This window comes from Chromobacterium sphagni (genome assembly GCF_001855555.1).
GTDB classification, from domain to species: domain Bacteria; phylum Pseudomonadota; class Gammaproteobacteria; order Burkholderiales; family Chromobacteriaceae; genus Chromobacterium; species Chromobacterium sphagni.
This window is the reverse complement of sequence record NZ_MKCT01000050.1, coordinates 1-22,821: the sequence shown is the minus strand read 5'-3', so window position 1 is coordinate 22,821 and position 22,821 is coordinate 1. Positions and strand designations below refer to the sequence as shown.

The 22,821-nt window shown below is 63.8% G+C and carries 31 protein-coding genes and 2 pseudogenes; 23 read left to right on the top strand and 10 right to left on the bottom strand.

Going from position 1 to position 22,821, the window contains the following annotated elements; genetic code table 11:
• Positions 1 to 5: 5 nt before the first annotated feature.
• The 3 genes from BI344_RS16620 to coaBC form a co-directional block, all read right to left on the bottom strand.
• Positions 6 to 1,022, bottom strand: coding sequence for a GGDEF domain-containing protein (locus tag BI344_RS16620; RefSeq protein ID WP_071113984.1), 1,017 nt, complete (start codon positions 1,020 to 1,022; stop codon positions 6 to 8).
• A gap of 102 nt (positions 1,023 to 1,124) precedes the next feature.
• Positions 1,125 to 1,577, bottom strand: coding sequence for a dUTP diphosphatase (gene dut, locus BI344_RS16615; RefSeq protein WP_071113983.1), 453 nt, complete (start codon positions 1,575 to 1,577; stop codon positions 1,125 to 1,127).
• 48 nt (positions 1,578 to 1,625) lie between these two features.
• A complete protein-coding gene (gene coaBC, locus BI344_RS16610; RefSeq protein ID WP_071113982.1) occupies positions 1,626 to 2,807 on the bottom strand; it encodes a bifunctional phosphopantothenoylcysteine decarboxylase/phosphopantothenate--cysteine ligase CoaBC in 1,182 nt (393 codons plus the stop codon).
• A gap of 161 nt (positions 2,808 to 2,968) precedes the next feature.
• Between coaBC and radC the strand changes: the two genes are divergently transcribed.
• From radC to BI344_RS16575, 8 genes are all read left to right on the top strand, one after another.
• The gene (radC, locus tag BI344_RS16605; RefSeq protein WP_071113981.1) at positions 2,969 to 3,643 is read left to right on the top strand and encodes a RadC family protein; all 675 of its coding nucleotides are present in this window, start codon (positions 2,969 to 2,971) and stop codon (positions 3,641 to 3,643) included.
• Positions 3,644 to 3,755: 112 nt separating this feature from the next.
• The gene (locus BI344_RS16600) at positions 3,756 to 4,007 is read left to right on the top strand and encodes a hypothetical protein (protein ID WP_071113980.1); all 252 of its coding nucleotides are present in this window, start codon (positions 3,756 to 3,758) and stop codon (positions 4,005 to 4,007) included.
• Positions 4,008 to 4,157: 150 nt separating this feature from the next.
• A complete protein-coding gene (locus BI344_RS16595) occupies positions 4,158 to 4,532 on the top strand; it encodes an oxidoreductase (protein ID WP_071113979.1) in 375 nt (124 codons plus the stop codon).
• Between the two features lie 210 nt (positions 4,533 to 4,742).
• The gene (locus BI344_RS16590) at positions 4,743 to 5,195 is read left to right on the top strand and encodes a DUF2844 domain-containing protein (RefSeq protein WP_071113978.1); all 453 of its coding nucleotides are present in this window, start codon (positions 4,743 to 4,745) and stop codon (positions 5,193 to 5,195) included.
• 8 nt (positions 5,196 to 5,203) lie between these two features.
• Entirely contained in the window at positions 5,204 to 6,430 is a 1,227-nt protein-coding gene (locus BI344_RS16585) for a DUF3443 domain-containing protein (protein WP_071113977.1), read from the top strand.
• A 207-nt stretch (positions 6,431 to 6,637) separates the two neighbouring features.
• Positions 6,638 to 6,925, top strand: coding sequence for a hypothetical protein (locus BI344_RS16580; RefSeq protein ID WP_071113976.1), 288 nt, complete (start codon positions 6,638 to 6,640; stop codon positions 6,923 to 6,925).
• 42 nt (positions 6,926 to 6,967) lie between these two features.
• A complete protein-coding gene (locus BI344_RS25890; RefSeq protein ID WP_277620461.1) occupies positions 6,968 to 7,213 on the top strand; it encodes a flavin reductase family protein in 246 nt (81 codons plus the stop codon).
• Positions 7,207 to 7,521: a flavin reductase family protein gene (locus tag BI344_RS16575; protein ID WP_277620460.1), complete on the top strand. Its 315-nt coding sequence runs from the start codon at positions 7,207 to 7,209 to the stop codon at positions 7,519 to 7,521. Before BI344_RS25890 ends, BI344_RS16575 begins: the two co-directional genes overlap by 7 nt.
• Positions 7,522 to 7,582: 61 nt before the next feature.
• On the opposite strand, the pseudogene tyrS reads toward BI344_RS16575, so the two are convergent.
• Positions 7,583 to 8,856: pseudogene (gene tyrS, locus BI344_RS16570) on the bottom strand (tyrosine--tRNA ligase).
• Between the two features lie 227 nt (positions 8,857 to 9,083).
• Between tyrS and BI344_RS16565 the strand changes: the two are divergent.
• Positions 9,084 to 9,743: a cytochrome b/b6 domain-containing protein gene (locus BI344_RS16565; RefSeq protein ID WP_239690940.1), complete on the top strand. Its 660-nt coding sequence runs from the start codon at positions 9,084 to 9,086 to the stop codon at positions 9,741 to 9,743.
• 61 nt (positions 9,744 to 9,804) lie between these two features.
• Here BI344_RS16565 and BI344_RS25885 read toward each other — a convergent pair whose 3' ends face one another.
• The 3 genes and pseudogenes from BI344_RS25885 to BI344_RS16555 all read right to left on the bottom strand — a co-directional run bounded on the left by BI344_RS25885 (position 9,805) and on the right by BI344_RS16555 (position 10,782).
• Positions 9,805 to 9,888 carry a cytochrome c gene (locus BI344_RS25885; RefSeq protein ID WP_277620463.1) on the bottom strand — a complete coding sequence of 28 codons (84 nt, stop codon included), beginning with the start codon at positions 9,886 to 9,888 and terminating at the stop codon, positions 9,805 to 9,807.
• A 92-nt stretch (positions 9,889 to 9,980) separates the two neighbouring features.
• A pseudogene (locus BI344_RS25880) lies at positions 9,981 to 10,115 on the bottom strand (cytochrome c); the annotation flags it as partial.
• Positions 10,116 to 10,353: 238 nt separating this feature from the next.
• Entirely contained in the window at positions 10,354 to 10,782 is a 429-nt protein-coding gene (locus tag BI344_RS16555) for a c-type cytochrome (RefSeq protein ID WP_071113974.1), read from the bottom strand.
• Positions 10,783 to 10,938: 156 nt separating this feature from the next.
• On the opposite strand from BI344_RS16555, the gene BI344_RS16550 reads away from it, so the two are divergent.
• Genes BI344_RS16550 through BI344_RS16525 form a run of 6 tightly spaced genes read left to right on the top strand, consistent with a single transcriptional unit; the run spans position 10,939 to position 15,027 of the window.
• The gene (locus BI344_RS16550; protein ID WP_083339048.1) at positions 10,939 to 11,373 is read left to right on the top strand and encodes a Fur family transcriptional regulator; all 435 of its coding nucleotides are present in this window, start codon (positions 10,939 to 10,941) and stop codon (positions 11,371 to 11,373) included.
• Between the two features lie 14 nt (positions 11,374 to 11,387).
• Positions 11,388 to 12,305, top strand: coding sequence for a CobW family GTP-binding protein (locus BI344_RS16545; protein WP_071113972.1), 918 nt, complete (start codon positions 11,388 to 11,390; stop codon positions 12,303 to 12,305).
• Positions 12,302 to 12,499: a hypothetical protein gene (locus BI344_RS16540; protein WP_071113971.1), complete on the top strand. Its 198-nt coding sequence runs from the start codon at positions 12,302 to 12,304 to the stop codon at positions 12,497 to 12,499. The genes BI344_RS16545 and BI344_RS16540 overlap by 4 nt, the downstream gene beginning before the upstream one ends.
• The gene (locus tag BI344_RS16535) at positions 12,496 to 13,239 is read left to right on the top strand and encodes a metal ABC transporter ATP-binding protein (RefSeq protein WP_071113970.1); all 744 of its coding nucleotides are present in this window, start codon (positions 12,496 to 12,498) and stop codon (positions 13,237 to 13,239) included. The genes BI344_RS16540 and BI344_RS16535 overlap by 4 nt, the downstream gene beginning before the upstream one ends.
• Positions 13,239 to 14,114, top strand: coding sequence for a metal ABC transporter permease (locus BI344_RS16530; RefSeq protein ID WP_071113969.1), 876 nt, complete (start codon positions 13,239 to 13,241; stop codon positions 14,112 to 14,114). The genes BI344_RS16535 and BI344_RS16530 overlap by 1 nt, the downstream gene beginning before the upstream one ends.
• Before the next feature lie 16 nt (positions 14,115 to 14,130).
• A complete protein-coding gene (locus BI344_RS16525; RefSeq protein ID WP_071113968.1) occupies positions 14,131 to 15,027 on the top strand; it encodes a metal ABC transporter substrate-binding protein in 897 nt (298 codons plus the stop codon).
• On the opposite strand, the gene BI344_RS16520 is transcribed toward BI344_RS16525, so the two are convergent.
• The gene (locus BI344_RS16520) at positions 15,020 to 15,685 is read right to left on the bottom strand and encodes a sulfite exporter TauE/SafE family protein (RefSeq protein ID WP_071113967.1); all 666 of its coding nucleotides are present in this window, start codon (positions 15,683 to 15,685) and stop codon (positions 15,020 to 15,022) included. The genes BI344_RS16525 and BI344_RS16520 overlap by 8 nt on opposite strands.
• 348 nt (positions 15,686 to 16,033) lie before the next feature.
• On the opposite strand from BI344_RS16520, the gene BI344_RS16515 reads away from it, so the two are divergent.
• The 8 genes from BI344_RS16515 to BI344_RS16480 all read left to right on the top strand — a co-directional run bounded on the left by BI344_RS16515 (position 16,034) and on the right by BI344_RS16480 (position 21,295).
• Positions 16,034 to 16,819 carry an enoyl-CoA hydratase gene (locus tag BI344_RS16515; RefSeq protein WP_071113966.1) on the top strand — a complete coding sequence of 262 codons (786 nt, stop codon included), beginning with the start codon at positions 16,034 to 16,036 and terminating at the stop codon, positions 16,817 to 16,819.
• A gap of 171 nt (positions 16,820 to 16,990) precedes the next feature.
• On the top strand, positions 16,991 to 17,890 hold the full coding sequence (locus tag BI344_RS16510) for a LysR family transcriptional regulator (RefSeq protein WP_071113965.1): 900 nt from the start codon (positions 16,991 to 16,993) through the stop codon (positions 17,888 to 17,890).
• A gap of 33 nt (positions 17,891 to 17,923) precedes the next feature.
• Positions 17,924 to 18,385 (top strand): hypothetical protein, encoded by a 462-nt coding sequence (locus tag BI344_RS16505; protein WP_071113964.1) that lies wholly within the window; start codon positions 17,924 to 17,926, stop codon positions 18,383 to 18,385.
• 75 nt (positions 18,386 to 18,460) lie between these two features.
• Positions 18,461 to 18,778 (top strand): hypothetical protein, encoded by a 318-nt coding sequence (locus BI344_RS16500; protein WP_071113963.1) that lies wholly within the window; start codon positions 18,461 to 18,463, stop codon positions 18,776 to 18,778.
• Positions 18,687 to 19,277, top strand: coding sequence for a GFA family protein (locus BI344_RS26330; RefSeq protein ID WP_479415226.1), 591 nt, complete (start codon positions 18,687 to 18,689; stop codon positions 19,275 to 19,277). Before BI344_RS16500 ends, BI344_RS26330 begins: the two co-directional genes overlap by 92 nt.
• 29 nt (positions 19,278 to 19,306) lie before the next feature.
• Positions 19,307 to 19,828: a GNAT family N-acetyltransferase gene (locus BI344_RS16490; protein WP_071113962.1), complete on the top strand. Its 522-nt coding sequence runs from the start codon at positions 19,307 to 19,309 to the stop codon at positions 19,826 to 19,828.
• A gap of 25 nt (positions 19,829 to 19,853) precedes the next feature.
• Complete coding sequence (locus BI344_RS16485; RefSeq protein WP_071113961.1) at positions 19,854 to 20,489, top strand: glutathione S-transferase; 636 nt, start codon at positions 19,854 to 19,856, stop codon at positions 20,487 to 20,489.
• A 158-nt stretch (positions 20,490 to 20,647) separates the two neighbouring features.
• Entirely contained in the window at positions 20,648 to 21,295 is a 648-nt protein-coding gene (locus tag BI344_RS16480; protein WP_139167060.1) for a hypothetical protein, read from the top strand.
• Positions 21,296 to 21,393: 98 nt separating this feature from the next.
• Here BI344_RS16480 and BI344_RS16475 read toward each other — a convergent pair whose 3' ends face one another.
• On the bottom strand, positions 21,394 to 22,623 hold the full coding sequence (locus BI344_RS16475; protein WP_071113959.1) for a c-type cytochrome: 1,230 nt from the start codon (positions 22,621 to 22,623) through the stop codon (positions 21,394 to 21,396).
• 17 nt (positions 22,624 to 22,640) lie between these two features.
• The coding region (locus BI344_RS16470; RefSeq protein WP_139167059.1) for a hypothetical protein at positions 22,641 to 22,821 on the bottom strand (181 nt) is incomplete at its 5' end.

Here is a 22,821-nt window from a genome sequence, read left to right as displayed (position 1 = left end):
GCCGCTCAGAAGAAGTCGATCTGCCCGCTCAACTGCTGAATTTCCAGCGCGCCGTCGGCCACCAGTTTCTCGTAGCCGCAGACCTGGTTGCGGCCATGGCTCTTGGCGTAGTAGAGCGCGCGGTCGGCCTGTTCCACCAGTTGGCCGGGCAGCAGGGCGGGGTGGATACGGGTGTAGCCTATGCTGATGGTGACGTTCTGGACCTGGGGAAAGGCGTGGCGCGCCACCTTGATACGGAAGCGCTCCAGCGCCATTTCCGCCTGCTCGATGTCCGAACCCCGCAGCAGCAGCGCGAACTCCTCGCCACCGTAGCGGAACAGCCCGTCCTCTTCGCCGAAGCTTTGCTGCATCAACTGGGCCAGCAACAGCAGCACCTCGTCGCCCACCATGTGGCCGAAGCGGTCGTTCACGCGCTTGAACATGTCCACGTCCAACAGTGCAAGGATGTAGGGGTTCTGCGGGGTCTGCGGATGTTGCAGCGAGGCGATCAGGCTGTAGAAGCGCTGGTCGAACTTGCGGCGGTTGTGCAGCGCGGTCAGCATGTCGCGGTCGGCTTCGAACAGCAGGCGCAGGAAGTTCTCGTGTATCCGCGCCATCGCTCTGAGCATGGCGTGATTGGCCTGGAATTGTGAAGTATGGATGATCAGCAGCGAGGCGATGCTGCCCATGCAGCGCAGCGGCATGCAGATTCGGCCGGGGGGATGGTGGAGGCTGTCGTCGCCTGCCGGCTGGTCGAGCAGGTCGTGGAGGACGGTGGGCGGCTGCTGCCAGCCATCGTCGGATGTTTCGCTGATGACGGGTTTGCCGGGGCTGGCACTGGCTTCCAGCCGCCGGCGGATGTAGGGCGTGTTGTTGACCCAACGGCAGGCGAACAGCTCTACTCGTTCGACGTGCATGACCTCTATCAGGGTTGAAAGCAGGCTGGACTCCAGCATTTCCTGCTCGCGCTGCGATGTCAGCTCGACTAGGTTGTCGAGAATCAGCTTGCTTTCATTCTGATCGGGAAGCGGTGTCTGCATCATAGGGAGACTCCTGGACGGGCGGCGCTTGGTCTGGCGGCGCCATCGCATTCCCGATTATAGGCAAGCGCCCACCCCTGTGGGGAGGGGCGAATGCCGGTCGGCTCAGCCGCGTCCGGTGCTGCCGAAACCGCCGCTGCCGCGCTCGGATTGTTCGAAATCGTCAACCAGCTTAAATCCCACCTGCACCACCGGCACGATCACCATCTGGGCGATGCGCTCCATCGGCACCAGGCGGAACGGCTCGCAGCCGCGGTTCCAGATGGAAACGAATACCTGGCCTTGGTAGTCGGAGTCGATCAGGCCGACCAGATTGCCCAGCACGATGCCGTGCTTGTGGCCCAGACCGGAGCGGGGCAGCAGCATGGCGGCGAGGCCCGGATTGTCCAGGTGGATGGAGAGGCCGGTGGGGATCAGGTGGGTTTCGCCCGGGGCGATGGTCAGGTCCTGATCGATGGCGGCGCGCAGATCCAGGCCGGCCGAGCCGGAAGTGGCGTAGGCCGGCAGGTTTTCGCGCAGGCGCGCGTCCAGGATCTTGACGTCGATAACGGGTTGCATGGTGTGTCCTCAAGTCGTTGGCGGCCAGCAGGCCGCCGGGATGGGTATTCAGCGGCTGGGGAGCAGGCGCGCCAGATGGCGGACGATGGCGCGCGCCACTTCGTCTTTGGGCATTTGCGGCAGAGGGTGCTGGCCGGCATTGTCCAGCAGTACCACCTGGTTGTCGTCGGCGCCCATCGCCTGTTGCGCCAGGTTGGCCACCAGCAGCGGCAGCTTCTTGCGCCGGCGTTTGGCCTCGGCGAACTCCAGCAGGTTCTGGCTCTCGGCGGCGAAGCCGACGCAGAACGGCGCGGCGGGCAGGCCGGCGACGGTGGCCAGGATGTCGGGATTTTCTTCCAGCTCGATGGTCGGGACGACGGCGCCTTTCTTGATCTTGTGCTCGCTGCGGTTTTTCACCTTGTAGTCGGCCACGGCCGCCACCGAAATGAACACATTGGTGCTGCCGACTTCCGTCAGCACCGCCTGCTGCATGTCGGCGGCGCTGGCGACATCGACGCGGCGGATGTCCTGCGGTGCCGGCATGCCGGTGGGGCCGGACACCAGGGTGACTTCGGCGCCGGCGTCGCGGCAGGCACGCGCCAGCGCGTAGCCCATCTTGCCGGAGCTGATGTTGGTGATGCCGCGCACGGCGTCTATCGCCTCGTAGGTCGGGCCGGCGGTGAGCAGCACCTTTTTGCCGGCCAGCAGTTTGTCGGCAAAGAAGCCGTTCAGCAGCTCGACAATTTCGTGCGGTTCCAGCATGCGGCCGTCACCGGTTTCACCGCAGGCCTGGGAGCCGTTGCCGGGTCCGAACACGGTTACGCCGTCGGCGCGCAGCTGCGCCAGATTGCGCTGGTTGGGCGGGTTCTGCCACATCTGCAGGTTCATCGCCGGGGCGACGATCAGCGGGCAGGTGCGGGCGGCCGCCAGCGTGGAGATCAGGTCGTCGCAGGCGCCGTGCGCCAGCTTGAACAGCAGGTTGGCTGTGGCGGGCGCGATCAGGAACGCGTCGGCCCGGCGCGACAGCTCGATGTGCGCCATCGCGTTGCTGGGGCGCGGGTCCCACAGGTCGGTGTAGACCGTGTTGCCGGACAGCGCCTGGAAGGTGGCGGGCGTCACGAAGCGGGTGGCGGATTCGGTCATCACCACTTCCACCTGATGGCCGGCCTTGATCAGCTGCCGGGTCAGTTCCGCCGATTTATAGGCGGCGATGCCGCCGCTGATGCCGAGAAGAATGCGTTTGGCAGTCATCGTTATGTCTTCGCAAAGCAGCCGTAAACTGGCCATTTTAGCGGATTTGGCCGCGTGGTGGTTCTGGCGTCGGCAGATTGTTGCATGTTAATGTCATTGCTTGTTGCTATCTTGTTGGCCAGTAGACACAAACAATGCTATAGCCAGAGGGAGGATGCGCAATGTCGATTGCCAGTTGGCCCGAGTCGGAGCGCCCGCGCGAGAAGTTGTTGCAGCAGGGAGCCGCTTCCCTCAACGATTCCGAGTTGCTGGCGATCTTCCTGCGCACCGGCATCAAGGGCGTCAATGCGGTGGAGCTGGCGCGGCGCCTGTTGCAGGATTTCGGTTCCTTGTCGCGGCTGCTGACCGCGACGCTACCGGAGTTCAAGTCCAGGCCGGGGCTGGGCGAAGCCAAGTACGCGCAGCTGATGGCTTGCACCGAGCTTGCGCGGCGGGCGCTGTCCGAGTCCATGCAGCTGGGCGACGCGCTGTCCAGTCCGCAGCAGGTGCGGGATTACCTGCGGCTGAGCATAGGCCGGCGCGAAGTTGAAATATTTGTTGTGATATTTTTGACGGCACAAAACCGCTTGATCGAGGTCGAAGAAGTGTTCAAGGGAACGTTGACCGAAACCAGGGTGTATCCGCGCGAGGTGTTGCGCCGCGCCTTGCGGCATAATGCGGCGGCGGTGATCGTGGCTCACAATCATCCTTCCGGGGTGAGCGAGCCATCCGCCGCGGACAGGGCGCTGACCGATACGCTCAAGAGCGCGCTGGCGCTGGTTGACGTCAAATTGCTGGATCATTTCGTGGTGACTGGCGGACACGCGGAATCGTTTGCCGAACGTGGTTGGCTGTAGATGCAGGTTTCGATGCGATGGCGGTTCGACAGTGCCGCTGTCTGATTACGGGGTTTGCGAAACGTAACTGTCCGTTTGACCTTGTTCCCCACCGCATCAAGAGGAGGCCATCATGAACATTCTGCGTTTGCTGAATGAGTCCGACTACATTCAGGTCAACAACCAGTTCGTCAAGCCGGACTTCCATACGGTTTCCGAAGAGTTCTCCGATGACGACGACGTGGTGCTGGAAGCCAATCTGGATGGCCAGGAACTGGTGTTGACCGTGGCCGATCTGACCGATGCCACGCCGCTGGCCGATGGTGGCTTCTGGCTGGAGGGCCTGGGCTACCTGCGTTTCCTGTCGCAGCAGAATCTGCATTGAACGGCGTCATGCCTGCAACGGGATGGCCCGGCTCGCGCCGGGCCATGTCATTTGACGGTCGGGGTTTGACCTGCCTCAAGTCGGTTTTGCAATCAATGATCTACAGTGATGGCGCTTATACGCTAGGCATAAATGGACAGGTGGGGATATATGCAAAAATTCAGAATCGGCATGGTTGGCGTGGGAGAGACCGGAACGCCTTTGCTGAAGCAGCTGCTGGATGCGCCATTTGTGGAGATGGTGGGGGTGGCGGATCTGGATCTGCAACTGCCGGGGGTGCTGCTGGCCAAGGAGCGGGGCGTGGCGGTCACTGCCAATTTCATCGAGATCGCAGAACAGGGCGAGCGGGTGGACATCATCATCGACGTCACCGGCTCGCGCAAGGTGAGGGAGGATCTGCGGCGCTACATGCAGTTTTCCGGCAACACCCATACCGTGATCGTGCATGAGCGCGTGGCCTTGCTGATGCTGTCGCTCGGGGCGGGGCAGTGGGTGGATACCCGGCATGACGAGTTAACTTACTGATGTGAAAGGACAACGCGGCGCGGCGGTTTTGGTGTGGCCGGGCGGCTGGGAGAGGGAAAGCGGGAGGCCTTGGCCTCCCGTTTTTTATTAACAAGCTGGAGCGGGTCGCCAAGCTGGCAATCTTGTATGCTGAAGGTGTTAAGTGGCTGAAATCATGCCATTGTGATGGCGTGGCATCGCAGTCTTGGCTAAACGCAAGAGGAAAACAAAATGATGAAGGCATCTTCGAATGTTTTGTTGTTGTTGTTGCTCGCCGTGCCTGCCCTGGCCTGCGCCGAGCTTGGGCAGAGACTGGACTCCGCGCCGACGGCAACTGGCTCCGGCAGACAGATGGCCGCGCTCAGTCCGACTGGCGGGGCTTTCCGCGTGCAGCAGAGCCAGGATGCGGCCGGGCGGCTGATCAAGCAGTATGCCGCGTCCAACGGCACGGTATTCGCTGTGGCCTGGAGCGGCAGCAGCCAGCCTGATCTGCAGCAATTGCTGGGCAGTTATTTTCCCGCCTACCGTCAGGCCCAGCAAAGCAACCGCAATGGCTTGAATGTGATGCAGGGGCAGGTTGGTAGCTTCATCGTGCGCTCGCACGGCCGCATGGGGGCATTCAAGGGCTTTGCCTACGACAGCGCGCTGATGCCGGTTGGTGTCACGCCGGATCAACTTAAATAGGGGGCGACATGAAAAAGATTCTGTTTGGCTTGTTCGTGTTGATCCTGGCTCTGGCGGGTTGCGGAGGCGGCGGCGGTGGCGGGGATGGCGCTTCGATTTCCAACGGCAACAATGGCAGCAGCACTGCCAATAATGTAACCATGACGGTGGACAACGGTCCCAGCGGTGCTCTGGGGCAGTTGAATATTCCCTATGTGTCGGTGACCTTGTGCGCGCCGGGCAGCACCAGCAACTGTCAGACCATAGATCATGTGCTGGTGGATACCGGCTCCAGCGGCCTGCGGGTGCTGTCGTCGGTACTGGGGAGTTCAGTGCGGAATGCTCTGGGCAGCCAGCTGGTAAACGGCAGGCAAGTGGTGGAGTGCGCGCAGTTCGCCGATGGCTATACCTGGGGCGCGGTCAATGTGGCGGATGTGCGGATGGCGGGGGAGGTGGCTAGTTCGGTGCCAATCCAGGTGATTTCGGACCCGGTTTACACCACCGTGCCCTCCGCTTGCGCGAATACCGGCTCCAACGAGGGGAATCTGGCTGGATTGGGGGCCAACGGCATCATAGGCGTCGGCCTCAACAAACAGGATTGCGGCAGTAGTTGCGCCAATACGGTCGTGAGCGGTTTCTATTATCAGTGCCCGACCGCATTGACTTGCCAGCCTGGCACCGTGCCGCTGGCGCAACAGGTGTCCAATCCGGTGGCGAGCTTCGCCGCCGACAATAACGGCGTGCTGTTGCAATTGCCCAGCATACCGATAACAGGCCAGGCGACGGTGCAGGGCAGCCTGACCTTTGGCATCGGTACCCAGTCCAACAACGCGATTGCCTCTTCGGCCAAGGCCTATCGGGTTTCCAGCGATGGCTTCACCATCACCGGCATTTACAAGGGACAGACTTACCCCAGCTTCATCGACAGCGGTTCCAACATTCTGTATTTCACCGACAACAGCATCACCACTTGCCAAGTAGCCGGCAGCACTTGGTATTGCCCGGGTTCGCAGCTTAATTTGAGCGCCACCCTGTCCAGCGGCAGCAGCAGCAGTACGGTCAATTTCAATCTGATCGACGCGCAAGTGCTCAACAACAGCAGTTATGCGGCTTTTCCCAGCATCGGGGCGCCGATGACGGGCAGCCTTTCCGGCGATTTCGACTGGGGCCTGCCATTTTTCTATGGCCGCAGCGTGTATATAGGTTTTGCCGGCAGCAGCAATCCCTTGGGCAGCGGCGCCATGTATATTTTCTGATGCGCTTGATCTTGCAGTGCAGCAATATCTTGTCTATAACGCAACTGTCATCACGATGACATCTCCTCTGTCTTTGTGCTTGAGGATAATGGCAAACTGGCCCGGCGAACCCCGGGCCTTTTTTGTTATATGGCCGGCACGAAAAGTCAGTTACGAAAATATTTATTCCATGCTAAATTTTTATGTCATTTTGAGCATGGAATATGTGTGAACGCAGCAAAGAAGATACGCCTGTTGCTGGAACAGAGCGTGGATCGACAACAGACCGAGGTATTGTTGCAACTGGTCGCGAATCTGCAATTGGGCGTGCCTTTCGATCTGCGGCGCCTGTTCCAGATTGAGCCACAGTATTTCGAGCTGGGCATGGCCTTGCTTAGGGACTGGCGCTTCGATCACCACATCGCCGCGCGCAGCAAGCTGTTCGAGGAGATCCTGGCGCGTGACGCGCAGCTGCAGCGCCAGCTGTGCCAGTTGGAATTGCCGGCGCTGCATTGATTTGCTGCTGCTAGAATGGTGGTTTTGCGCAAGGAGACGGCGATGCTGGCGGATGTGGAACTGGCCAAGGCCTACCGGTTGCTGAACCACGGCCCCACCGTGCTGGTGAGCAGCGCGGCGGGCGGGCGGCAAAACGTGATGGCGGCGGCCTGGGCGATGCCGCTGGATTTCGACCCGCCCAAGGTGCTGGTGGTGATCGACAAATCCACCTATAGCCGCGAGCTGATCGAGGTCTCCGGCGAGTTTATCCTCAATATTCCCTGCCGCGCGCAGGCGGGCAGGTGCTGAGCGCGGGCTCGGACAGCGGGCGTGAGCGGAACAAGTTTTCCGTCAGCGGTTTACAGCCGCAGCCGGCGCAGCGGGTCGGAGCGCCGCGCGTGGCGGATTGCCTGGCCTACCTGGAATGCAAGGTGGTGCCGGAGCCGCACAACCAGCAGCGCTACGACCTGTTCATCGGCGAAGTGGTGGCCGCGCAGGCCGACGACGGGGTGTTCCGCGACGGCCGCTGGCACTTTTCCGACGATGTCCGGCGCAGCCTGCATTACATCGCCGGCGGGGCGTTCTTCGCCACCGGGGAAGCCTTCAGCGTGGTCTAGCCGGCGGCCAGGCGCAAAAAAGCCCGTCAATCGACGGGCTTTTGGGTTTGCCGCGGCAGGCTTACTGCCAGTCCACCAGCGCGTACAGCTTCTTGCCGCGCTTGAGCAGCGTGTACTGGCCGAACAGGCGCTCTTCTGCGCGGATGGCATGATCCAGACTTTCCGCTTTGACGCCGTTGATGCTGACCGCGCCGCTCTGGATGAAGGTGCGCGCCTCGGTCTTGGACTTGGCGAGGCTTGCCGCGGCCAGCGCGTCCACCAGGCCGCTGTGGGCCGCTTCCAGCTTGACGCAGGGCAGGCCGTCTTGTGCCAGTTGGGCAAAGTCCTCCGCCGTGAGGCTGGACAGATCGTTGCTGAACAGGCTGTGGGTGATGCGCTGCGCCGCTTCCAGCGCGGCCTGGCCGTGCACCAGCGCGGTCACCTGTTCCGCCAGGATGCGCTGGCTTCCGGCTTGCCTTCGCGGTTCTTGTCCGCTTCTTCGATGGCGGCGATTTCCGCTACCGATAGGAAGGAGAAGTAGCGCAGGAACTTGTAGACGTCGGCATCGGCGGTGGCCAGCCAGAACTGGTAGAAGGCATAGGGAGAAGTCTTCTTGGCGTCCAGCCAGATGGTGCCGGATTCGGTCTTGCCGAACTTGGTGCCGTCGGACTTGGTCACCAGCGGCATGGTCAGGCCGAAGACCTGGGTCTGGTTCAGACGGCGGGTAAGGTCGGTGCCGGCGGTGATGTTGCCCCACTGGTCGGAGCCGCCGATCTGCAGTTGGCAGCCCAGGCGGCGGTTCAGTTCCGAGAAATCGTAGCCTTGCAGCAGGCTGTAGGAGAACTCGGTGTAGGAGATGCCCTGGTCTTCGCGGGCGATGCGCTGCTGCACCGCTTCTTTCTTGATCATGGCGTTGACCGAGAAGTGCTTGCCGATGTCGCGCAGGAACTCCAGCGCGCCCATGCCGCCAAACCAGTCGTAGTTGTTGGCCATCACCGCGGCGTTGTCGCCTTCGAAGCTGAGGAAGGGCGCCACCTGGGCGCGGATCTTCGCCACCCAGCTTTCGATGATGTCCGGAGTGTTCAGCTTGCGCTCGCTGGCCTTGAAGCTGGGGTCGCCTATCATGCCGGTGGCGCCGCCCACCAGCGCCACCGGGCGGTGGCCCGCCTGCTGGAAGCGCTTGAGCATCAGGATGGGCACCAGGCTGCCGATGTGCAGGCTGTCGGCGGTGGGGTCGAAGCCGCAATAAAGCGTAACCGTTTCCTTGTTCAGAAGGTCTTGCAGCGCAGCCATATCGGTAGTTTGCGCGATCAGGCCACGGGCCTCTAGATCCTGAAGAAGGGCGGTTTGCGTCATTTGACTGGGTCTCCAACACGGTAGAAAACAACGGCCCACTCAGGGCCGTCGCGGAAAACAGGTCCGGCCGCGCCAAGCGCGCAGCCGGAGAAACAACAATCTTAACCGAAAATGAGCGGAAATTGCGCTGGGTTGACCACATTGTTGAGGTGGATTGCGGGTGCGCGGTATGCCTGGCCGCCGCGATGCGGCAAAATAGCGGGATGCCGGATCAGGAAGGGAAGTCGATGATGTCGCAGCAGGTCAAGGTATGGGATATGCCCACCCGATTGTTTCACTGGACGCTGGTGGCGCTGTTCGCCGCCATGTGGTTCTGCGCTGAGCGGGGCGGCGAGTGGCTGCAGTATCACATCTATGGCGGGGTGGCGATGGCGTCGCTGCTGCTGTTCCGTCTGATCTGGGGCGTGGCGGGTAGCCAGACCGCGCGTTTCTCCAGCTTCGTCAGGGGGCCGCGCGCCATCCTGCGCTATCTGAGGGGCGAATTGCCGGAGCACGAGGCGCCCGGCCATAACCCGCTGGGCGGCTGGATGGTGGTGGCGATGTTGTTGGCGCTGGCATTCCAGGTGCTGACCGGCTTGTTTGCCGCAGATGTGGACAGCTATCTGTTCGATGGTCCGCTGGCCAGGCATGTCGACAGTTCGCTGGCCGAGTCGCTGACCAGCGTGCACAAGCTGTTGTTCAACGGCTTGCTGGGTTTGGTGGCGCTGCACGTGGCGGCCATCGTTCTGTATCGGGTGGTGAAGAAGCAGAATCTGTTGCTGCCGATGCTGACCGGCTACAAGCGCATGGCTGGCCGCAAGCCGCAATTGCATTTCGCCCATGGCGCGCTGGCTTTGCTGGCATTGCTGCTGTCGGCGGGGGGCTTGTACTTCGCCTTGCTGCAATAGCGGCAGGGTTTGTTTCGGCAAAAAAACCGGCGTGCGCCGGCTTTTTTGCGTGATCGCAGGCTTACTTTTCCGGTCCGCGGAAGCTGTCGTGACAGGTTTTGCAGTTTTGCGCCACTTGGCCGTAGCCCTTTTTGACCGCTGCCAGGTCGCCGTTCTTAGCGATGGCGGCCAGATCCCCACCGACTTCAGGAAGGCGTCGCGGTCGGCCTCGAACTTGGCCGGCTGGCTCCAGATTTCCGGTTTGGCGCGGCTGCTGCCGCTGATGCTGCCGGCGGGGAAGTGCTTGAACGGCTCGGCGGCCAGCTGTTTCAGCGTTTCCGCCTGCTGCTGGAACTGCGCCTTGTTGTAGGGCGCGCGGTCGCGCGCCACCATGCCCAGCGGCTCGAAAGTCAGCAGCATCTTCTTGAAGGCTTTGGTGCGGATTTCCGCCGGGGTGTCGGCGTGGGCGGCGGGGACGGCGATCGCTGCCAATAGCAGCGCGGTCAGTATCTTTTTCATGGTCACTCTACTGTGGGTAGGCAAACTGGCGTGCGACGATTTGCGGGCCGGTGGCCATTATATCGGCAGTAAAGCGGCAGAGGGGGGCAATGGGGCCGGACGGCCCCGGAGATCAATCCTTGCGGAAGTCCTTGTGACAGGCCTTGCAGGTCTGCTGGGTGTCGGCAAAAGCCTTCTTGACCGCGGCCAGGTCGCCGGCCTGGGCCACTTGTTTCAGATTGGCGGTGGCGGCTTGGTGGTTGTCGATGGCCTTTTGCCAGTCCGCCGGCTTGCTCCAGATTTCCGGGCGGGCATCGGTCTTGCCGACGCCGCTGCCTGCCGGGAAGTACTGCCACGGTTTTTGCGACAGCGCTTCCAACTGGCTGGCCAGCTTGGCGAACTCGTCCTTGTTGTACGGCGTGTCGCCTTTCACCATTTTTCCCATCGCGCCGATGACCGGCTTGTACTGCTTGAGCGCGTCCTTGCGCTGGCTGATCGGATCGGCGGCAATGGCTTGGCTGGCGATCAGCGTCGCTGCCATGCCGAGCAACATCTTTTTCATGAATATCCCTTTGGAAGTGGTGGAAAATGCCGCTGGTCAGCGTATCACAGCGTCGGGACTGTCAAAACCCGCAATATGTAAAGGGTTGCCGCTTCGTGATGTTATATAGTAACATTTGCAACATCTACTGATCCGGTTTCCTTCCCAATGGCTTCCATGGACCAATCTTCTTATCTTGCCGCCGCCGAGCGGCATTGCGCCGGGCGCGGCAGCAAGCTCACCGCCTTGCGCCGCCAGGTGCTGGAGCTGGTGTTGAAGCGCAGCGGCGTGGTCAAGGCCTACCAGGTGCTGGCCGACTTGCAGCAGGAGCGCGGCGCGGCCGCGCCTCCCACGGTCTACCGCGCGCTGGACTTTCTGGTGGAGCACGGCCTGCTGCACAAGGTGGATGCGCTCAACGGCTTCATCGTCTGCGACCATTTCGATTGCCAGCATGAAAGCCTGATTCTGGTGTGCGAGCAATGCGGCCGCGTCAATGAGGTGGACGCCGCCAGCGGCCTCGCCACCTTGCGCGAAATGGCGCAGGCGGCAGGCTTCGCCCTCAGCCCGCAGAACCTGGTGCTGGCTGGCCGTTGCCAGTCCTGTGCCATTTGAAGCGCCAAACAATCATGAACAAGACCAAAGTCAATCTGTTTACCGGCTTTCTGGGCGTGGGCAAGACCACCGCGCTGCGACATCTGATCTCCCATCGTCCCGCGCATGAAAAGTGGGCGGTGATCGTCAACGAATTCGGCGAGGTGGGCATAGACGGCGCCGCGCTGCTGAACGACGAGCTGGCGGTGGCGGAGATCGCCGGCGGCTGCCTGTGCTGCGTGGCCGGTCCGCAAATGACCGCCACCGTGGCGACATTGCTGCGGCGCGAGAAGCCCGACCGCTTGCTGGTCGAAGCCAGCGGCCTGGCCCACGCCGCCGGCGTCATCGACGAGCTGCGCGCCAAGCCGCTGGGCGACGCGCTGGAGGTGGCGGCGGTGCTGACGCTGGTGGACCCGCGTCAGTTCATCCAGCCCGACTACCATCGCCAGCCGCTGTACCGCGACCAGATATCGATCGCCGACGTGCTGGTGGCCAATAAGATAGACACCGCCGACATCCCGACCATGGACGCCTTCCGCCAGCAGGCGGCGGCGCTGTTTCCGCCCAAATCGCTTGTGGGTGAGGTGCGCAACGGCGAATTGGACGTGGCCTGGCTGGACGCCGAGCTGGCGGCCAAGCCGCGCTACCGGCCTGCGGTGCTGCCGGACATCGCCAGCGAATGGCAGTCGGCCGGCTGGACCTTCGAGCCGGAACTGAATTTCGACGGCGAGCGTCTGACGCGGCTGTTCGACGATTTGCCTAAGAAGGTGCCGGGTCTCGTGCGCGCCAAGGGCGTGTTCCGCGTGCTGGACAGCTGGGTGTGGCTGAACTGGGCGGCCGGGCAGTGGGGCGCCGCCCAGGTGTCCTGGCGCCGCGACAGCCGCTTCGAGCTGATTGCGCCGCAATTCGACGCTGCCCAGATGGAGCAATGGCTGAAGGAGTGCCTGGAATGAGCGAATCGTCAGGCGGCCATTCGCATGGCCACGCCCCCCACCGCCCGCATAGCCATCAACATCTGACCCCGGCCACGCTGCGCGCGCCGCTCAGCCTGCTGGCGATGTCTGCCGGCCAGCGCCTGGCGCTGGCGTTGCTGCCGCTCGCCGCCCTGTGGCTGCTGGTGTGGTGGGCATTGCAGGAGCTGGCATGAGCATCGTCCTGAACAATCTCACGGTGTCTTACCAGCGCCACCCCGCGGTGCATCACATCAGCGGCCGCTTCGCCGAAGGCGACGCCACCGCCATCTGCGGGCCGAACGGCGCCGGCAAGAGCACGCTGCTGAAGGCGATGATAGGCGCGCTGACGCCGGATTCCGGCAATGTGGACCTGAACGGCTATCGCCGCGCCGACATCGCCTATCTGCCGCAGCAGGCCGAAATCGACCGCAGCATGCCGGTGAGCGTGTTGGAGCTGGTGGGCACCGGCCTGTGGCACAAGAGCGGGCCGTTCGGCAAGGTGGGGCGCGCCGGCGTGGAGCGCTCGCTGGCGGCGCTGGAGCAGGTGGGGCTGGCGGATTTCGCCTTGCGGCCCATCGCCGCGCTGTCCAGCGGCCAGTTTCAGCGTGTGCTGTTCGCCCGCATCCTGGTGCAGGACGCCAGGCTGATCCTGCTGGACGAGCCTTTCAACGCGGTGGACGCCAAGACCACCGAAGACCTGCTGCGGCTGGTGGCGCAGTGGCGCAAGGAGGGCCGCACCGTGATCGCGGTGCTGCACGACGCGCTGCAGGTCAGGACCCATTTCCCGCACACGCTGCTGATGGCGCGCGAGGTGATCGCCTGGGGCGACAGCGCCGCGGTGCTGAGCGAGGACAATCTGCGGCGCGCGGTGGAAACCGCCGCCCATTGGCAGGCGCAAGCGCCGGTCTGCGGCCTGGACGGAGCGAGAGCCTGATGCAACATCTGTACGATCTACTGATTTCGCCCTTCGTCGAATTCGCCTTCATGCGCCGCGCGCTGGCCGGCTGCCTGGCGTTGGCGCTGGGCTCCGGACCGATAGGGCTGTTCCTGGTGATGCGGCGCATGAGCCTGATGGGCGACGCGATGAGCCACGCGGTGCTGCCCGGCGCCGCCGTCGGCTTCATGTTCGCCGGCCTCAGCTTGCCGGCGATGAGCCTGGGCGGCTTTGTCGCCGGCGTGCTGGTGGCGTTGCTGGCCGGCCTGGCCACCCGCTTCACCAGCATCAAGGAGGACGCCAGCTTCGCCGCTTTCTACCTGCTGTCCCTGTCATTGGGGGTGCTGCTGGTGTCGCGCGGCGGCAGCAATGTCGATCTGATGCATATCCTGTTCGGCTCGGTGCTGGCGGTGGACAACGCCGCGCTGTACCTGGTGTCCGGCGTGGCCAGCGTTACTTTGCTGACCCTGGCGCTGATCTACCGGCCGCTGCTGCTGGAAAGCCTGGACCCGGTCTACCTGCGCGCGGTGGGCGCGCGCGGCGCCTGGTGGCATCTGCTGTTCCTGATGCTGGTGGTGCTGAACCTGGTGGCCGGCTTCCAGTCGCTGGGCACGCTGATGGCGGTGGGGCTGATGATGCTGCCGGCGATCACCTCGCGGCTGTGGACCGAACGCATCGAGGCGATGCTGGCGCTGTCCGTCGGCATCGCCTTCGCCAGCGGCCTGGGCGGCCTGCTGCTGTCCTACCACTTCGAGCTGCCGTCCGGTCCGGCCATCATCCTGCTGGCCGGCGTGGTCTACCTGTTGTCTTTGCTGTTTGCGCCGGTGGGCGGGGCTTTGCCGCGCTATATCCGCGCGCGCCATCTTGAATCGTAAGAGTGAGGAAAACCGCATGAAGAAGACTTTAGCCGCCTTGCTGCTGCTGGGCATGCCGGCGCTGGCGCTGGCCAAGCTGCCGGTGGTGGCCAGTTTCAGCATCATCGCCGACATGACCCGCGAAATCGGCGGCGACCGCGTCGAGGTGGTGTCGCTGGTGGGGCCGGACCAGGACGCCCACGTGTTCCAGCCAGCGCCAGCCGACATCAAGAAAGTGTCCGCCGCCAAGGTGCTGGTGTTGAACGGCTTGGGTCTGGAGGGCTGGATGTCGAGGCTGGACAAGGCGGCCAGCTTCCGAGGCGTGACCGTGGTGGCCGCCAAGGGCATCAAGACCCGCCAGGCGCCGGAGGAGGAGCATGCCGCCGACGAGCATGGCCATGATCACGGCGAGCTGGACCCCCACGCCTGGCACGATCCGTCGCGGGTGCAGATCTATATCAAGAATATCAGTGCCGGCCTGATTCAGGCCGACCCGGCCGGCAAGGCCGAATACCAGCGTCGCGCCGCCGACTACGCCGCCAAGGTGCGGACGCTGGACGACTGGGCGAAGAAGCAGTTCGCCGCGGTGCCGGCAGCCAGGCGCAAGATGCTGACCTCGCACGACGCCTTCGGCTACATGGGCGAGCATTACCAGTTGAAGGTGCTGGCGATACAGGGCGTGAGCACCGAGGCCGAGGCGTCGGCCAAGGGCGTGGCGCAACTGGTGCGCCAGGTGCGCCAGGAAAAGGTCACTGCCGTGTTCATGGAGAATATGAGCGACAAGCGCCTGTTGCAGCAGTTGTCGAATGAAGCCAAGGTGAAGATCGGCGGACAATTGTACGCCGACGCGTTGTCCGGCCCCCAGGGCCCGGCGCCCAGCTATCTGCGATTGGTGCGCTACAACGTCGAAACCATCATGAAATCGTTCAGATAAGCAGCTGGATCAGGCGATACGCGCCCAGTCCCGCCACGCCCAGTCCGGCCGCCAGCCGCACTGGGCGTTGTTGCATCCAGCGCCGCAATCCGTCGGCGAACACCCCCATCAGCAGCAGATTGGGCAGCGTGCCCAGGCCGAAAGCCAGCATCAGCCCTGCGCCATGCCATGCCGAGCCGCTGGCCAGCGCCGAGATCGACGCGCTGTAGACCAGGCCGCAGGGCAGCCAGCCCCATACCGCGCCCACCGCCACCGCGCCGCCGGCGCCGCGTATCGGCAGCATGCGGCCCGCCAGCGGCTGCAAGCGCCGCCATACCGGCTGGCCGAGTTTCTCCAGCGAGCCTATAGCGGCCGACCAGCCGGCCAGGTACAGGCCCATCGCCACCAGCATCAGGTTGGCCAGCGCCAGCAGCGCCAGCTGGTAGGGATGGGCGGCGGCGAGGCCGAGGCCGCTGGCGGCCAGCGCCCCCAGCAGCGCGCCGATCAGCGCATAGCTGGCGATGCGGCCAAGATTGTAGCCGGCCAGGATGCGCCAGCGGGCAGTTCCGGCCGGATGGTGCAGGGTGAGCGCGGCGACGATGCCGCCGCACATGCCCACGCAGTGGCCGCCGCCCAGCAGTCCGGCCAAGAACAAAATCCAGAAATTCGTTTCAATCATGCCGCAAGCTGCCGACGAAAGCTCTATGGTAACAGAGGACCATGACGAAGTTGCATACTGCGGCGCGTGGACTTGCCGTGGGGATGACAGCCGTTTTGTCTGATTCTTTTTGGCATTGTTGAAACAAGCATTCTACAAAAAAGGTTGGATATAATTGTTTTGCCTACTGGCTAAAAGTACAGTTTGCAAAGAGAATGTCCGCCTGGACGCAAGACGCTGCAACGCAATGACGCGGTGGATGGCCCCAGCCCTGGGCCGGAAATGGGAGCGATGCCATGCTGTAGAGGCGGGGTCGATCCGGGCCGGGAGGCTAACGAAGATAGATGGGGATACAGTGAGGAACACAATATGGCTAGGTATCTGACACTTGAACGGCTGGGCAAATCAGCCATCATCACGCTTTCCAACCTGCCGGCGAATCTGCTGACGACGGAAAGCCTGAACGAGCTGACCGCCACGCTGCAGGCGTTGAATGCCGATGATTCCGTCCGCTCGGTGGTGATTACCGGAGCGGGCGACGCTTTCTTCTCCGCCGGAGCGGACCTGAAGCAGTTCGCCGCCGGCGACAAGGCCGCAGCCGATGTGCTGTTGCAAGCCTTCGCCGATGCGCTGCAGGCGATACGCGGCTACCGCGGGGTGACCGTGGCGGCGGTGAACGGCTACGCCTTGGGCGGCGGCCTGGAGTGCGCGCTGGTGTGCGACTACATCATCGCCGAACGCGGCTCCAAGCTGGGCCTGCCGGAGGCCAAGGTGGGCCTGATTCCGGCCGCCGGCGGCACCAAGACCCTGGCCGACAAGGTGGGGGTGTCCTGGGCCAAGCGCATCATTCTGGGCGGCGAGGTGGTGAATGCGGAAAAGGCGTTGAGCATAGGCCTGATTGAGGAAGTGGTGGATCAGGGCTTCGCGAAGATCGTGGCGGTGAGTCTGGCCAACAAGGTCGCCGCGCAGGGGCCGGACGCGGTGGCCGTGGCGCGCAAACTGATCGAAGACAGCCCCAACCTGACTCTGGAACAGCACTTGGCGCGCGAACGCGCCGCCACGCTGGGCCTGGTGGGGAGCTCCGAGCAAGTGGAAGGCGTAGCCGCCTTCATGGCCAAGCGCACGCCCGGCTGGGTGCAGGAGGACGACGACTGATGCGATGCGCAATGCGCGCGTCGTGAGTCAACCGCCTGCCAGCAACCGAAGTGGCAGGCGGTTTGTTTTTGAGCGGACGGGCAACCCTGTGCTAGCCTAGGCGACATTTGGCATATACTGGCCCGGCGGACAGCCATGCCGGGCCTCTGTGATCGAACTGCAGGGAAGAGCATGGAAATCTACCAGTTGCGGACCTTTGTCACCGTGGCGCAGCAGGGCCACCTGACGCAGGCGGCCGAACTGTTGCATCTGTCGCAACCGGCGGTGACTGCCCAGATCAAGGCGCTGGAAGAGGAGGTCGGCATGCAGTTGTTCGAGCGCAACGCCGGCGGCGTGAGCCTCACCCGGGCCGGGCAGGAGCTGTTGCCGGAAGCGCAGGGCGTGCTGGGGGCGGCGCGCGACATCATCAATCATGCGCGCAAGCTGAAAGGCCAGCTGGCTGGCCAGGCCAGGATAGGCGTCACCCTGATGCCGGACATCCTCAAGCTGGGGCCATGGGTGGCGGCGCTGGTGGCGGCGTACCCGCTGCTGGAGGTGCAACTGAACCACGGGGTGTCGGTGGATGTGCTCAACCTGGTGCGCAAGAAAGAGCTGGACGCCGGCTTCTATCTTGGCCGCAACCCTTATATGAATGTCAGTACCGTGCCGCTGCAGACGTTGTCGTTCCGGGTGGCGCTGCCCGTGTCCTGGGCGGAGCAACTGGAGGGCGGCAAGCTCAAGGAACTGGGCAAGTTGCCATGGGTGGGCATCTCGCAGTTTTCCAGCCTGTCGAAAATCACCGCGGAATTGTGGCGCGAGTTGAACATCTCGCCGAAGAAGGTTGCGGAGAGCGACCATCTGTCGGTGATTCTGGAACTGGTGGCCGCCGGCGTCGGCGTGGCGCTGGTGCGCGAGGAGGATGCGCTGGCCTGGCAGGCCGACGGCCGCGTCTGGCTGGTGCCGGAATTGCGCAAGAGCGCGGATTTGCAGTTTGTCTATCCGGCGGACCGGGCGGGTGATCCGGTGCTGGAGACCCTGTTGCGGGAGCTGTTGGCGGTGTGGAAACTGCCGTGCCCGCAATCTGTTGCCTGAGACGCGGCTTGCGTCTATCGATGAGGAGGCCATATGGCCAGCTGGATCGTCGGAGCGATGGAAACGTATTGCGGTGCGATGGAGAGGGGGCAGCGGCGCTGGCTTGAGGTGCAGGAGGACGTCTGTAGCACCTGGCTGTCGTCGTTGTCGCCCAGCTTTCCCTTGTCCGAATGCGAGATGGAAAAAAGGATAGACGGCGGCCTGCTGGTCGGGGCCGCGCTGTGGCAGGCTCAGGCCGATACCCAGCGCGAGCTGATGCTGGTCGCGGAAAGGCTGATGGCCGACGTGGGGCGCTGCTTGCGGCAGCAGCTGCCGGACAACGATGCCGCGCCGATAGCGGTGATGCGCCAGGCGCTGGAAGTGGGCTACGCCTCGGGCGCAGCGATGTCCCAGGCGTCGCGCCAGGCGGGGCATTTCGCCGCCACCAATTTTTCCGCCACGCCATTGAAGGCGGCGCGGGACGTGCGCCGGGTGCTGCATCAGCGCAAAGGGTGAGGCGTCTGTTGTTTTCACGCGCGCCAGGGCAGGGCGTTCTGACTGATGAAGAAAGTCAACCCTGGGAGAGTGAAGATGAGCGTTCCGTTGATCGCATATTGCGCTTGCGCGCTGCTGGCTTCCACCGCGCAGGCGCGCATCGTTTTCGAGAGTGGCTGGGATTCGCCCGCCAATAGCAATGCGCAGGCCTATACCCAGGCCGGCGCAAGCGCCTATCTGGCCGGCTACAGCAGCGATCTGAAGCAGATGATAGACAAGAGCGCCTGCAAGCTGACCGTGGTCAAAGGCTGCCATCAGCCCAATGACAGGCATTTCACGGTCAAGGGTGCCGGGTCGGGCAAGTCCTGCGTCAATCTGTACGCCGGATCGAACAGCGTGCATATTCCGTGCTGATGCCGGGCTTGCGCGGATGCGACGGCTCGCGCAAGCGGGCCGTTCTCTTTGGCGGGCGGGATGCTCTGCGCAACGGCGTTCCATTACAAGGCGAATCGATGGCGCTTGCCATTGCGGCAATATCTCGTTCGACCTGAACTGGTTGCCGGGGCCGGCTGAGATTCCAGCCCGGCGTTGCGCCTGCAGCTTCTGCCGCAAGCATGGCGGGGTGTGGACCTCTTGCCGCGATGGCAGTTTGCGGGTGAGCGTCCGCGAGCCGGGGCGGGTGTCGTGCTGCCGTTCCGGCGCCGGCACCGCCGAATTCCATGTCTGCGCCGCATGCGGCGTGGTGCCGCTGGTGAGCAGCCGGATTGCTGGCAATGTATACGCGGTGGTCAACGTCAATGCGTTTGAAGCGCTGTCCATTCCGGAGGGCTGCGATGAGCCGGTTTCGTTTGACGGCGAGGGCGAGGCTGATCGCCTGGCCCGCAACTGGATCGGGGACGTCCGTTTCCTTTAATCTTTTCCAACGTTCCAGCGCGAGGCGTAATGCAGATATTTCTTGAGCCGATTGCGGCAGGCGAACTGGTCGATCTCGAACAGGCGTTGACGCCGCGCCGCTTGTCGGGCCGGGCGGTAGATGGGGCGATGCCGCCGCCGCGGGTGGCGACGCGGGCGCTGGAGCGTCTGCGAGCCGGCGATCCCGAGCGCTGGTGTCTGCCGTTTTACATGCGCGACGCCGAGCGGCGCATTGTCGGAGCCTGCGGCTTCAAGGGAAGCCCATGCGCAGGCCGGGTGGAGATAGGCTATTCGGTCGCTCCCGCCTGCCGGGGGCTGGGCGCGGCGGCAATGGCGGTGCGCCTGCTGCTGGAGCGCGCGCGGGACAGCGGCGAAGTGCTGGAGGTCCTGGCGCAGATCAATGCGGACAATCTGGCTTCGACCCGGGTGGCGCAGAAGCTGGGCTTCTTGCGCGGCGGGGTGGTGGTGGATCAGGACGACGAGTCTTTGTTACAGTGGCTGTACCCGGTTCGTCGCGTTCCGGGCGATGGAGAGGAGCGGTCCGGCCGCTGATTCCCAACTGTGATAAGGAGCGCTTGTGAAGCTGATTGGCATGCTGGATTCCCCCTATGTCCGTCGCGTCGCGATTTCCCTGCAATTACTGGACATTCCTTTTGAGCACCAGCCCTTATCGGTGTTCAGCACCTTTGACCACTTCCGCGCCGTCAATCCGGTGGTGAAGGCTCCGACCCTGATTTGCGACGACGGCTCGGCGCTGATGGACTCCACACTGATCCTGCAGTATGCCGAATCGATTGCAGGGGCGCGCAGCCTGCTGCCGTCCGAGCCGCGCCAGCTGCTGCGCGGCCTGCGGCTTACGGGGCTGGCCCTGGCCGCCTGCGAGAAGAGCGTGCAGATTGTCTATGAACGCAAGCTGCGGCCGGAGCAGATGCTGTACCAGCCCTGGCTGGAGCGGATAAGCGGCCAGTTGCTGGCCGCTTATGACGAGCTGGAGCGGGAGTTCGCTCCGGGTTTGCCGGAGATTCGCAGCGAATCGATGGATCAAGCGTTGTTGACCGCCGCGGTAGCCTGGAATTTCAGCCAGCAGATGATTGCCGACATCGTGCCCATCGGGCCTTATCCCGCACTGAGCGCCTTGTCTGCCCAAGCGGAGGCGCTGGCGGAATTCAGGGCCGCGCCGTATGGCGATGCGACGTATCGGTCCAGCCGCTGATGTTTTGCGCCAGGGGAGCGATTTTCTGGCGCGCTTTCATTCAAAACATGCTTTTGGCAATGTTTGCGCGCTGATATTATCCATTCTTTGTTTTCGGCGGCCGTTGCGGATGAGCCGGCGGCTGCCGGTAGACCGCACAGCGATGGAGCGCGCATTTGATGAAAAAACTCTTGTTATTGGCCGCGTCCTGCGGCTTTGCCGCGGCGGGGCAGGCAGCCGTGGTGCCCGTGGTCAATCTGGAAGGCGCCAGCGTGATCGCCAACGGCAATACCGTCAGCCTGTATCGGGTGCCTAGCCAGGATGCGGCAGGCAAAATCCATTATTCCGACATCACCCTGACCCTGCCAGTGGACAAGAATGGCGCGATAGGCAAGCCGGCCCAGACCATCAAGCCGTCGGCCAGCCCGCAGGGGTTGCAGTTCGTCGCCGGCAGCTATGTGGGCAGCAGCGGCGCGGTGTGCGCGTTCACCACCTCCGCCTTGGCGGATGGCCGCCAGCAGGGCGCGCTCAGCTGCCGGCCTTCGGTGGGCGGCTTCGCCACCGGGCTGGCGGTGAACTGGGCGAGCGGGCCGCTGGCGGGCCATCCTTACGAGGTCGATCTCGCCAAGGCCGGCATCGACAAGATCGCCGGCCGCGGCGTCTATTCCTGGGGCGTGATCAACGACCGCAGCGGCGCCTGGTACAACTGCTTCAATACCGGCGACATCGTCAGCGCGGTGCAATCGGGGCGGCAGATCTCCCTCAGCGTCTACGGCCGCGGCAATACCGTCCAGTGCGGCGATGTGTTCACGCTGAACGCGCCCTGATCGCTGACGGGCCCGTCCCGTCAGCCCGCCTGGGGAGGCAAGGACAAACGCCGCCGCATCATATTAAAGATGCGGCGGCGTTCTTGCGTCCCTGGCGCTTATTGCGCCTGGCTGGTCTTGGCGATGGCGCCGCGCACTTCGGCCACCTGGTCCGCGTCGACCGGACTGGCGGCGTTGCCCCAGCTCTGGCGCATATAGCTCAGCACGTCGGCGACTTCCTGGTTGGACAGCTGCTGCGCGTAGCCGGGCATGCTGTATTCCCACGGCAGATGGCTGGTGCGGGTGTTGACGCCGCCCTCCAGCACCACGCGGATCAGCGAGGTGGCGTCGCGGGCCATCACCGCCGAGCTGCCGGCCAGCGCCGGTACCACGTTGTCGTGGCCCTGGCCGTTGGCCTGGTGGCAGGTGGCGCAGTTTTCAAAGAACAGCGCGGAGCCGGTGCGCACCGGCTTCACATCGGCGGCGCCGGCGCCCGGCAGGCTCTTGAGGTAGACCGCCATCGCCGTCAGATCGTCGTGGCTGACGTGCTGGGTGCTGTAATGCACCACTTCGGCCATCGGGCCGAAGGCGGCGGTGTAGCGGTTGCGGCCTTTCTGCAGGTATTCCACCAGTTCTTCCGCCGACCAGCCCCCCAGGCCTTCGCGCGCGTCGCCGGTGAGGTTGCCGGCGTACCAGCCGGCCAGCTGCGAGCCGGTGAGGTAGCCCGGCTTCTTGTCGGTGAGCGCCGTTTCCTGGAAGGCCGCGCCGCGCGGGGTGTGACAGGTGCCGCAGTGAGCCATGCCCTGCACCAAGTAGGCGCCGCGGTTCCATTGCGCGCTCTGGCCGGCGGTCGGCTGGTAGGCGCTGTCGTCATGGAAGAACCAGCGCCACAACGCCAGCGGCCAGCGCATCGACAGCGGCCACGGGATGTCGCTGTCGCGGTTGTCCTGCGCCACCGGCGCCACGCCGCGCATGAAGTAGGCGTAGAGGTCGCGCATGTCGGCGTCGTTGATGCGGGCGAAGGAGGTATAGGGCATGGCCGGATACAGCGAATGGCCGTCCTTGGCCACGCCCTGGCGCAGCGCGCGGGCGAAGTCCTCGTAGCTGTAGTCGCCGATGCCGGTTTCCTTGTCCGGCGTGATGTTGGTGGAGTAGATCTTGCCGACTGGGGTGTCCATGGCCAGGCCGCCGGCATTGGGTTTGCCGCCTGGCGCGCTGTGGCAGGCGATGCAGTCGGATACGCGCGCGAGGTAGGCACCGCGGCGCACGCTGTCGGTGTCGGCGGTGGCCAACGTCGTCTGCGCGGCGGCCAGCAGGGCGAAAAGGCCCAAGGTATTCATCAGTTTCATCACGGTATTCCTGTGGTTCAGCTCAGCTCGTTGACGGCGCGCCATGCCTGGTCGATGGCGGCGTGGGTGTACGGGTTCCAGTCGGAGTCGGAGTTGGCGATCACCACATTGCCTGCCGGGCGGCGGGCGGTGGCGATGATGCGCTTGGACTCTTCTTCGTCGTCGTACATCGAGTTGAGGAAGTAGGAGTAGCCGTGC

What these genes read in the sequence shown, in the direction of transcription:
- BI344_RS16620 (WP_071113984.1), bottom strand. Translation starts at nt 1,022, where the DNA reads ATGATGCAGACACCGCTTCCCGATCAGAATGAAAGCAAGCTGATTCTC.
- dut (WP_071113983.1), bottom strand. Translation starts at nt 1,577, where the DNA reads ATGCAACCCGTTATCGACGTCAAGATCCTGGACGCGCGCCTGCGCGAA.
- coaBC (WP_071113982.1), bottom strand. Translation starts at nt 2,807, where the DNA reads ATGACTGCCAAACGCATTCTTCTCGGCATCAGCGGCGGCATCGCCGCC.
- radC (WP_071113981.1), top strand. Translation starts at nt 2,969, where the DNA reads ATGTCGATTGCCAGTTGGCCCGAGTCGGAGCGCCCGCGCGAGAAGTTG.
- BI344_RS16600 (WP_071113980.1), top strand. Translation starts at nt 3,756, where the DNA reads ATGAACATTCTGCGTTTGCTGAATGAGTCCGACTACATTCAGGTCAAC.
- BI344_RS16595 (WP_071113979.1), top strand. Translation starts at nt 4,158, where the DNA reads ATGCAAAAATTCAGAATCGGCATGGTTGGCGTGGGAGAGACCGGAACG.
- BI344_RS16590 (WP_071113978.1), top strand. Translation starts at nt 4,743, where the DNA reads ATGATGAAGGCATCTTCGAATGTTTTGTTGTTGTTGTTGCTCGCCGTG.
- BI344_RS16585 (WP_071113977.1), top strand. Translation starts at nt 5,204, where the DNA reads ATGAAAAAGATTCTGTTTGGCTTGTTCGTGTTGATCCTGGCTCTGGCG.
- BI344_RS25890 (WP_277620461.1), top strand. Translation starts at nt 6,968, where the DNA reads ATGCTGGCGGATGTGGAACTGGCCAAGGCCTACCGGTTGCTGAACCAC.
- BI344_RS16565 (WP_239690940.1), top strand. Translation starts at nt 9,084, where the DNA reads ATGATGTCGCAGCAGGTCAAGGTATGGGATATGCCCACCCGATTGTTT.
- BI344_RS16555 (WP_071113974.1), bottom strand. Translation starts at nt 10,782, where the DNA reads ATGAAAAAGATGTTGCTCGGCATGGCAGCGACGCTGATCGCCAGCCAA.
- BI344_RS16550 (WP_083339048.1), top strand. Translation starts at nt 10,939, where the DNA reads ATGGACCAATCTTCTTATCTTGCCGCCGCCGAGCGGCATTGCGCCGGG.
- BI344_RS16545 (WP_071113972.1), top strand. Translation starts at nt 11,388, where the DNA reads ATGAACAAGACCAAAGTCAATCTGTTTACCGGCTTTCTGGGCGTGGGC.
- BI344_RS16540 (WP_071113971.1), top strand. Translation starts at nt 12,302, where the DNA reads ATGAGCGAATCGTCAGGCGGCCATTCGCATGGCCACGCCCCCCACCGC.
- BI344_RS16535 (WP_071113970.1), top strand. Translation starts at nt 12,496, where the DNA reads ATGAGCATCGTCCTGAACAATCTCACGGTGTCTTACCAGCGCCACCCC.
- BI344_RS16530 (WP_071113969.1), top strand. Translation starts at nt 13,239, where the DNA reads ATGCAACATCTGTACGATCTACTGATTTCGCCCTTCGTCGAATTCGCC.
- BI344_RS16525 (WP_071113968.1), top strand. Translation starts at nt 14,131, where the DNA reads ATGAAGAAGACTTTAGCCGCCTTGCTGCTGCTGGGCATGCCGGCGCTG.
- BI344_RS16520 (WP_071113967.1), bottom strand. Translation starts at nt 15,685, where the DNA reads ATGATTGAAACGAATTTCTGGATTTTGTTCTTGGCCGGACTGCTGGGC.
- BI344_RS16515 (WP_071113966.1), top strand. Translation starts at nt 16,034, where the DNA reads ATGGCTAGGTATCTGACACTTGAACGGCTGGGCAAATCAGCCATCATC.
- BI344_RS16510 (WP_071113965.1), top strand. Translation starts at nt 16,991, where the DNA reads ATGGAAATCTACCAGTTGCGGACCTTTGTCACCGTGGCGCAGCAGGGC.
- BI344_RS16505 (WP_071113964.1), top strand. Translation starts at nt 17,924, where the DNA reads ATGGCCAGCTGGATCGTCGGAGCGATGGAAACGTATTGCGGTGCGATG.
- BI344_RS16500 (WP_071113963.1), top strand. Translation starts at nt 18,461, where the DNA reads ATGAGCGTTCCGTTGATCGCATATTGCGCTTGCGCGCTGCTGGCTTCC.
- BI344_RS26330 (WP_479415226.1), top strand. Translation starts at nt 18,687, where the DNA reads ATGACAGGCATTTCACGGTCAAGGGTGCCGGGTCGGGCAAGTCCTGCG.
- BI344_RS16490 (WP_071113962.1), top strand. Translation starts at nt 19,307, where the DNA reads ATGCAGATATTTCTTGAGCCGATTGCGGCAGGCGAACTGGTCGATCTC.
- BI344_RS16480 (WP_139167060.1), top strand. Translation starts at nt 20,648, where the DNA reads ATGAAAAAACTCTTGTTATTGGCCGCGTCCTGCGGCTTTGCCGCGGCG.
- BI344_RS16475 (WP_071113959.1), bottom strand. Translation starts at nt 22,623, where the DNA reads ATGAAACTGATGAATACCTTGGGCCTTTTCGCCCTGCTGGCCGCCGCG.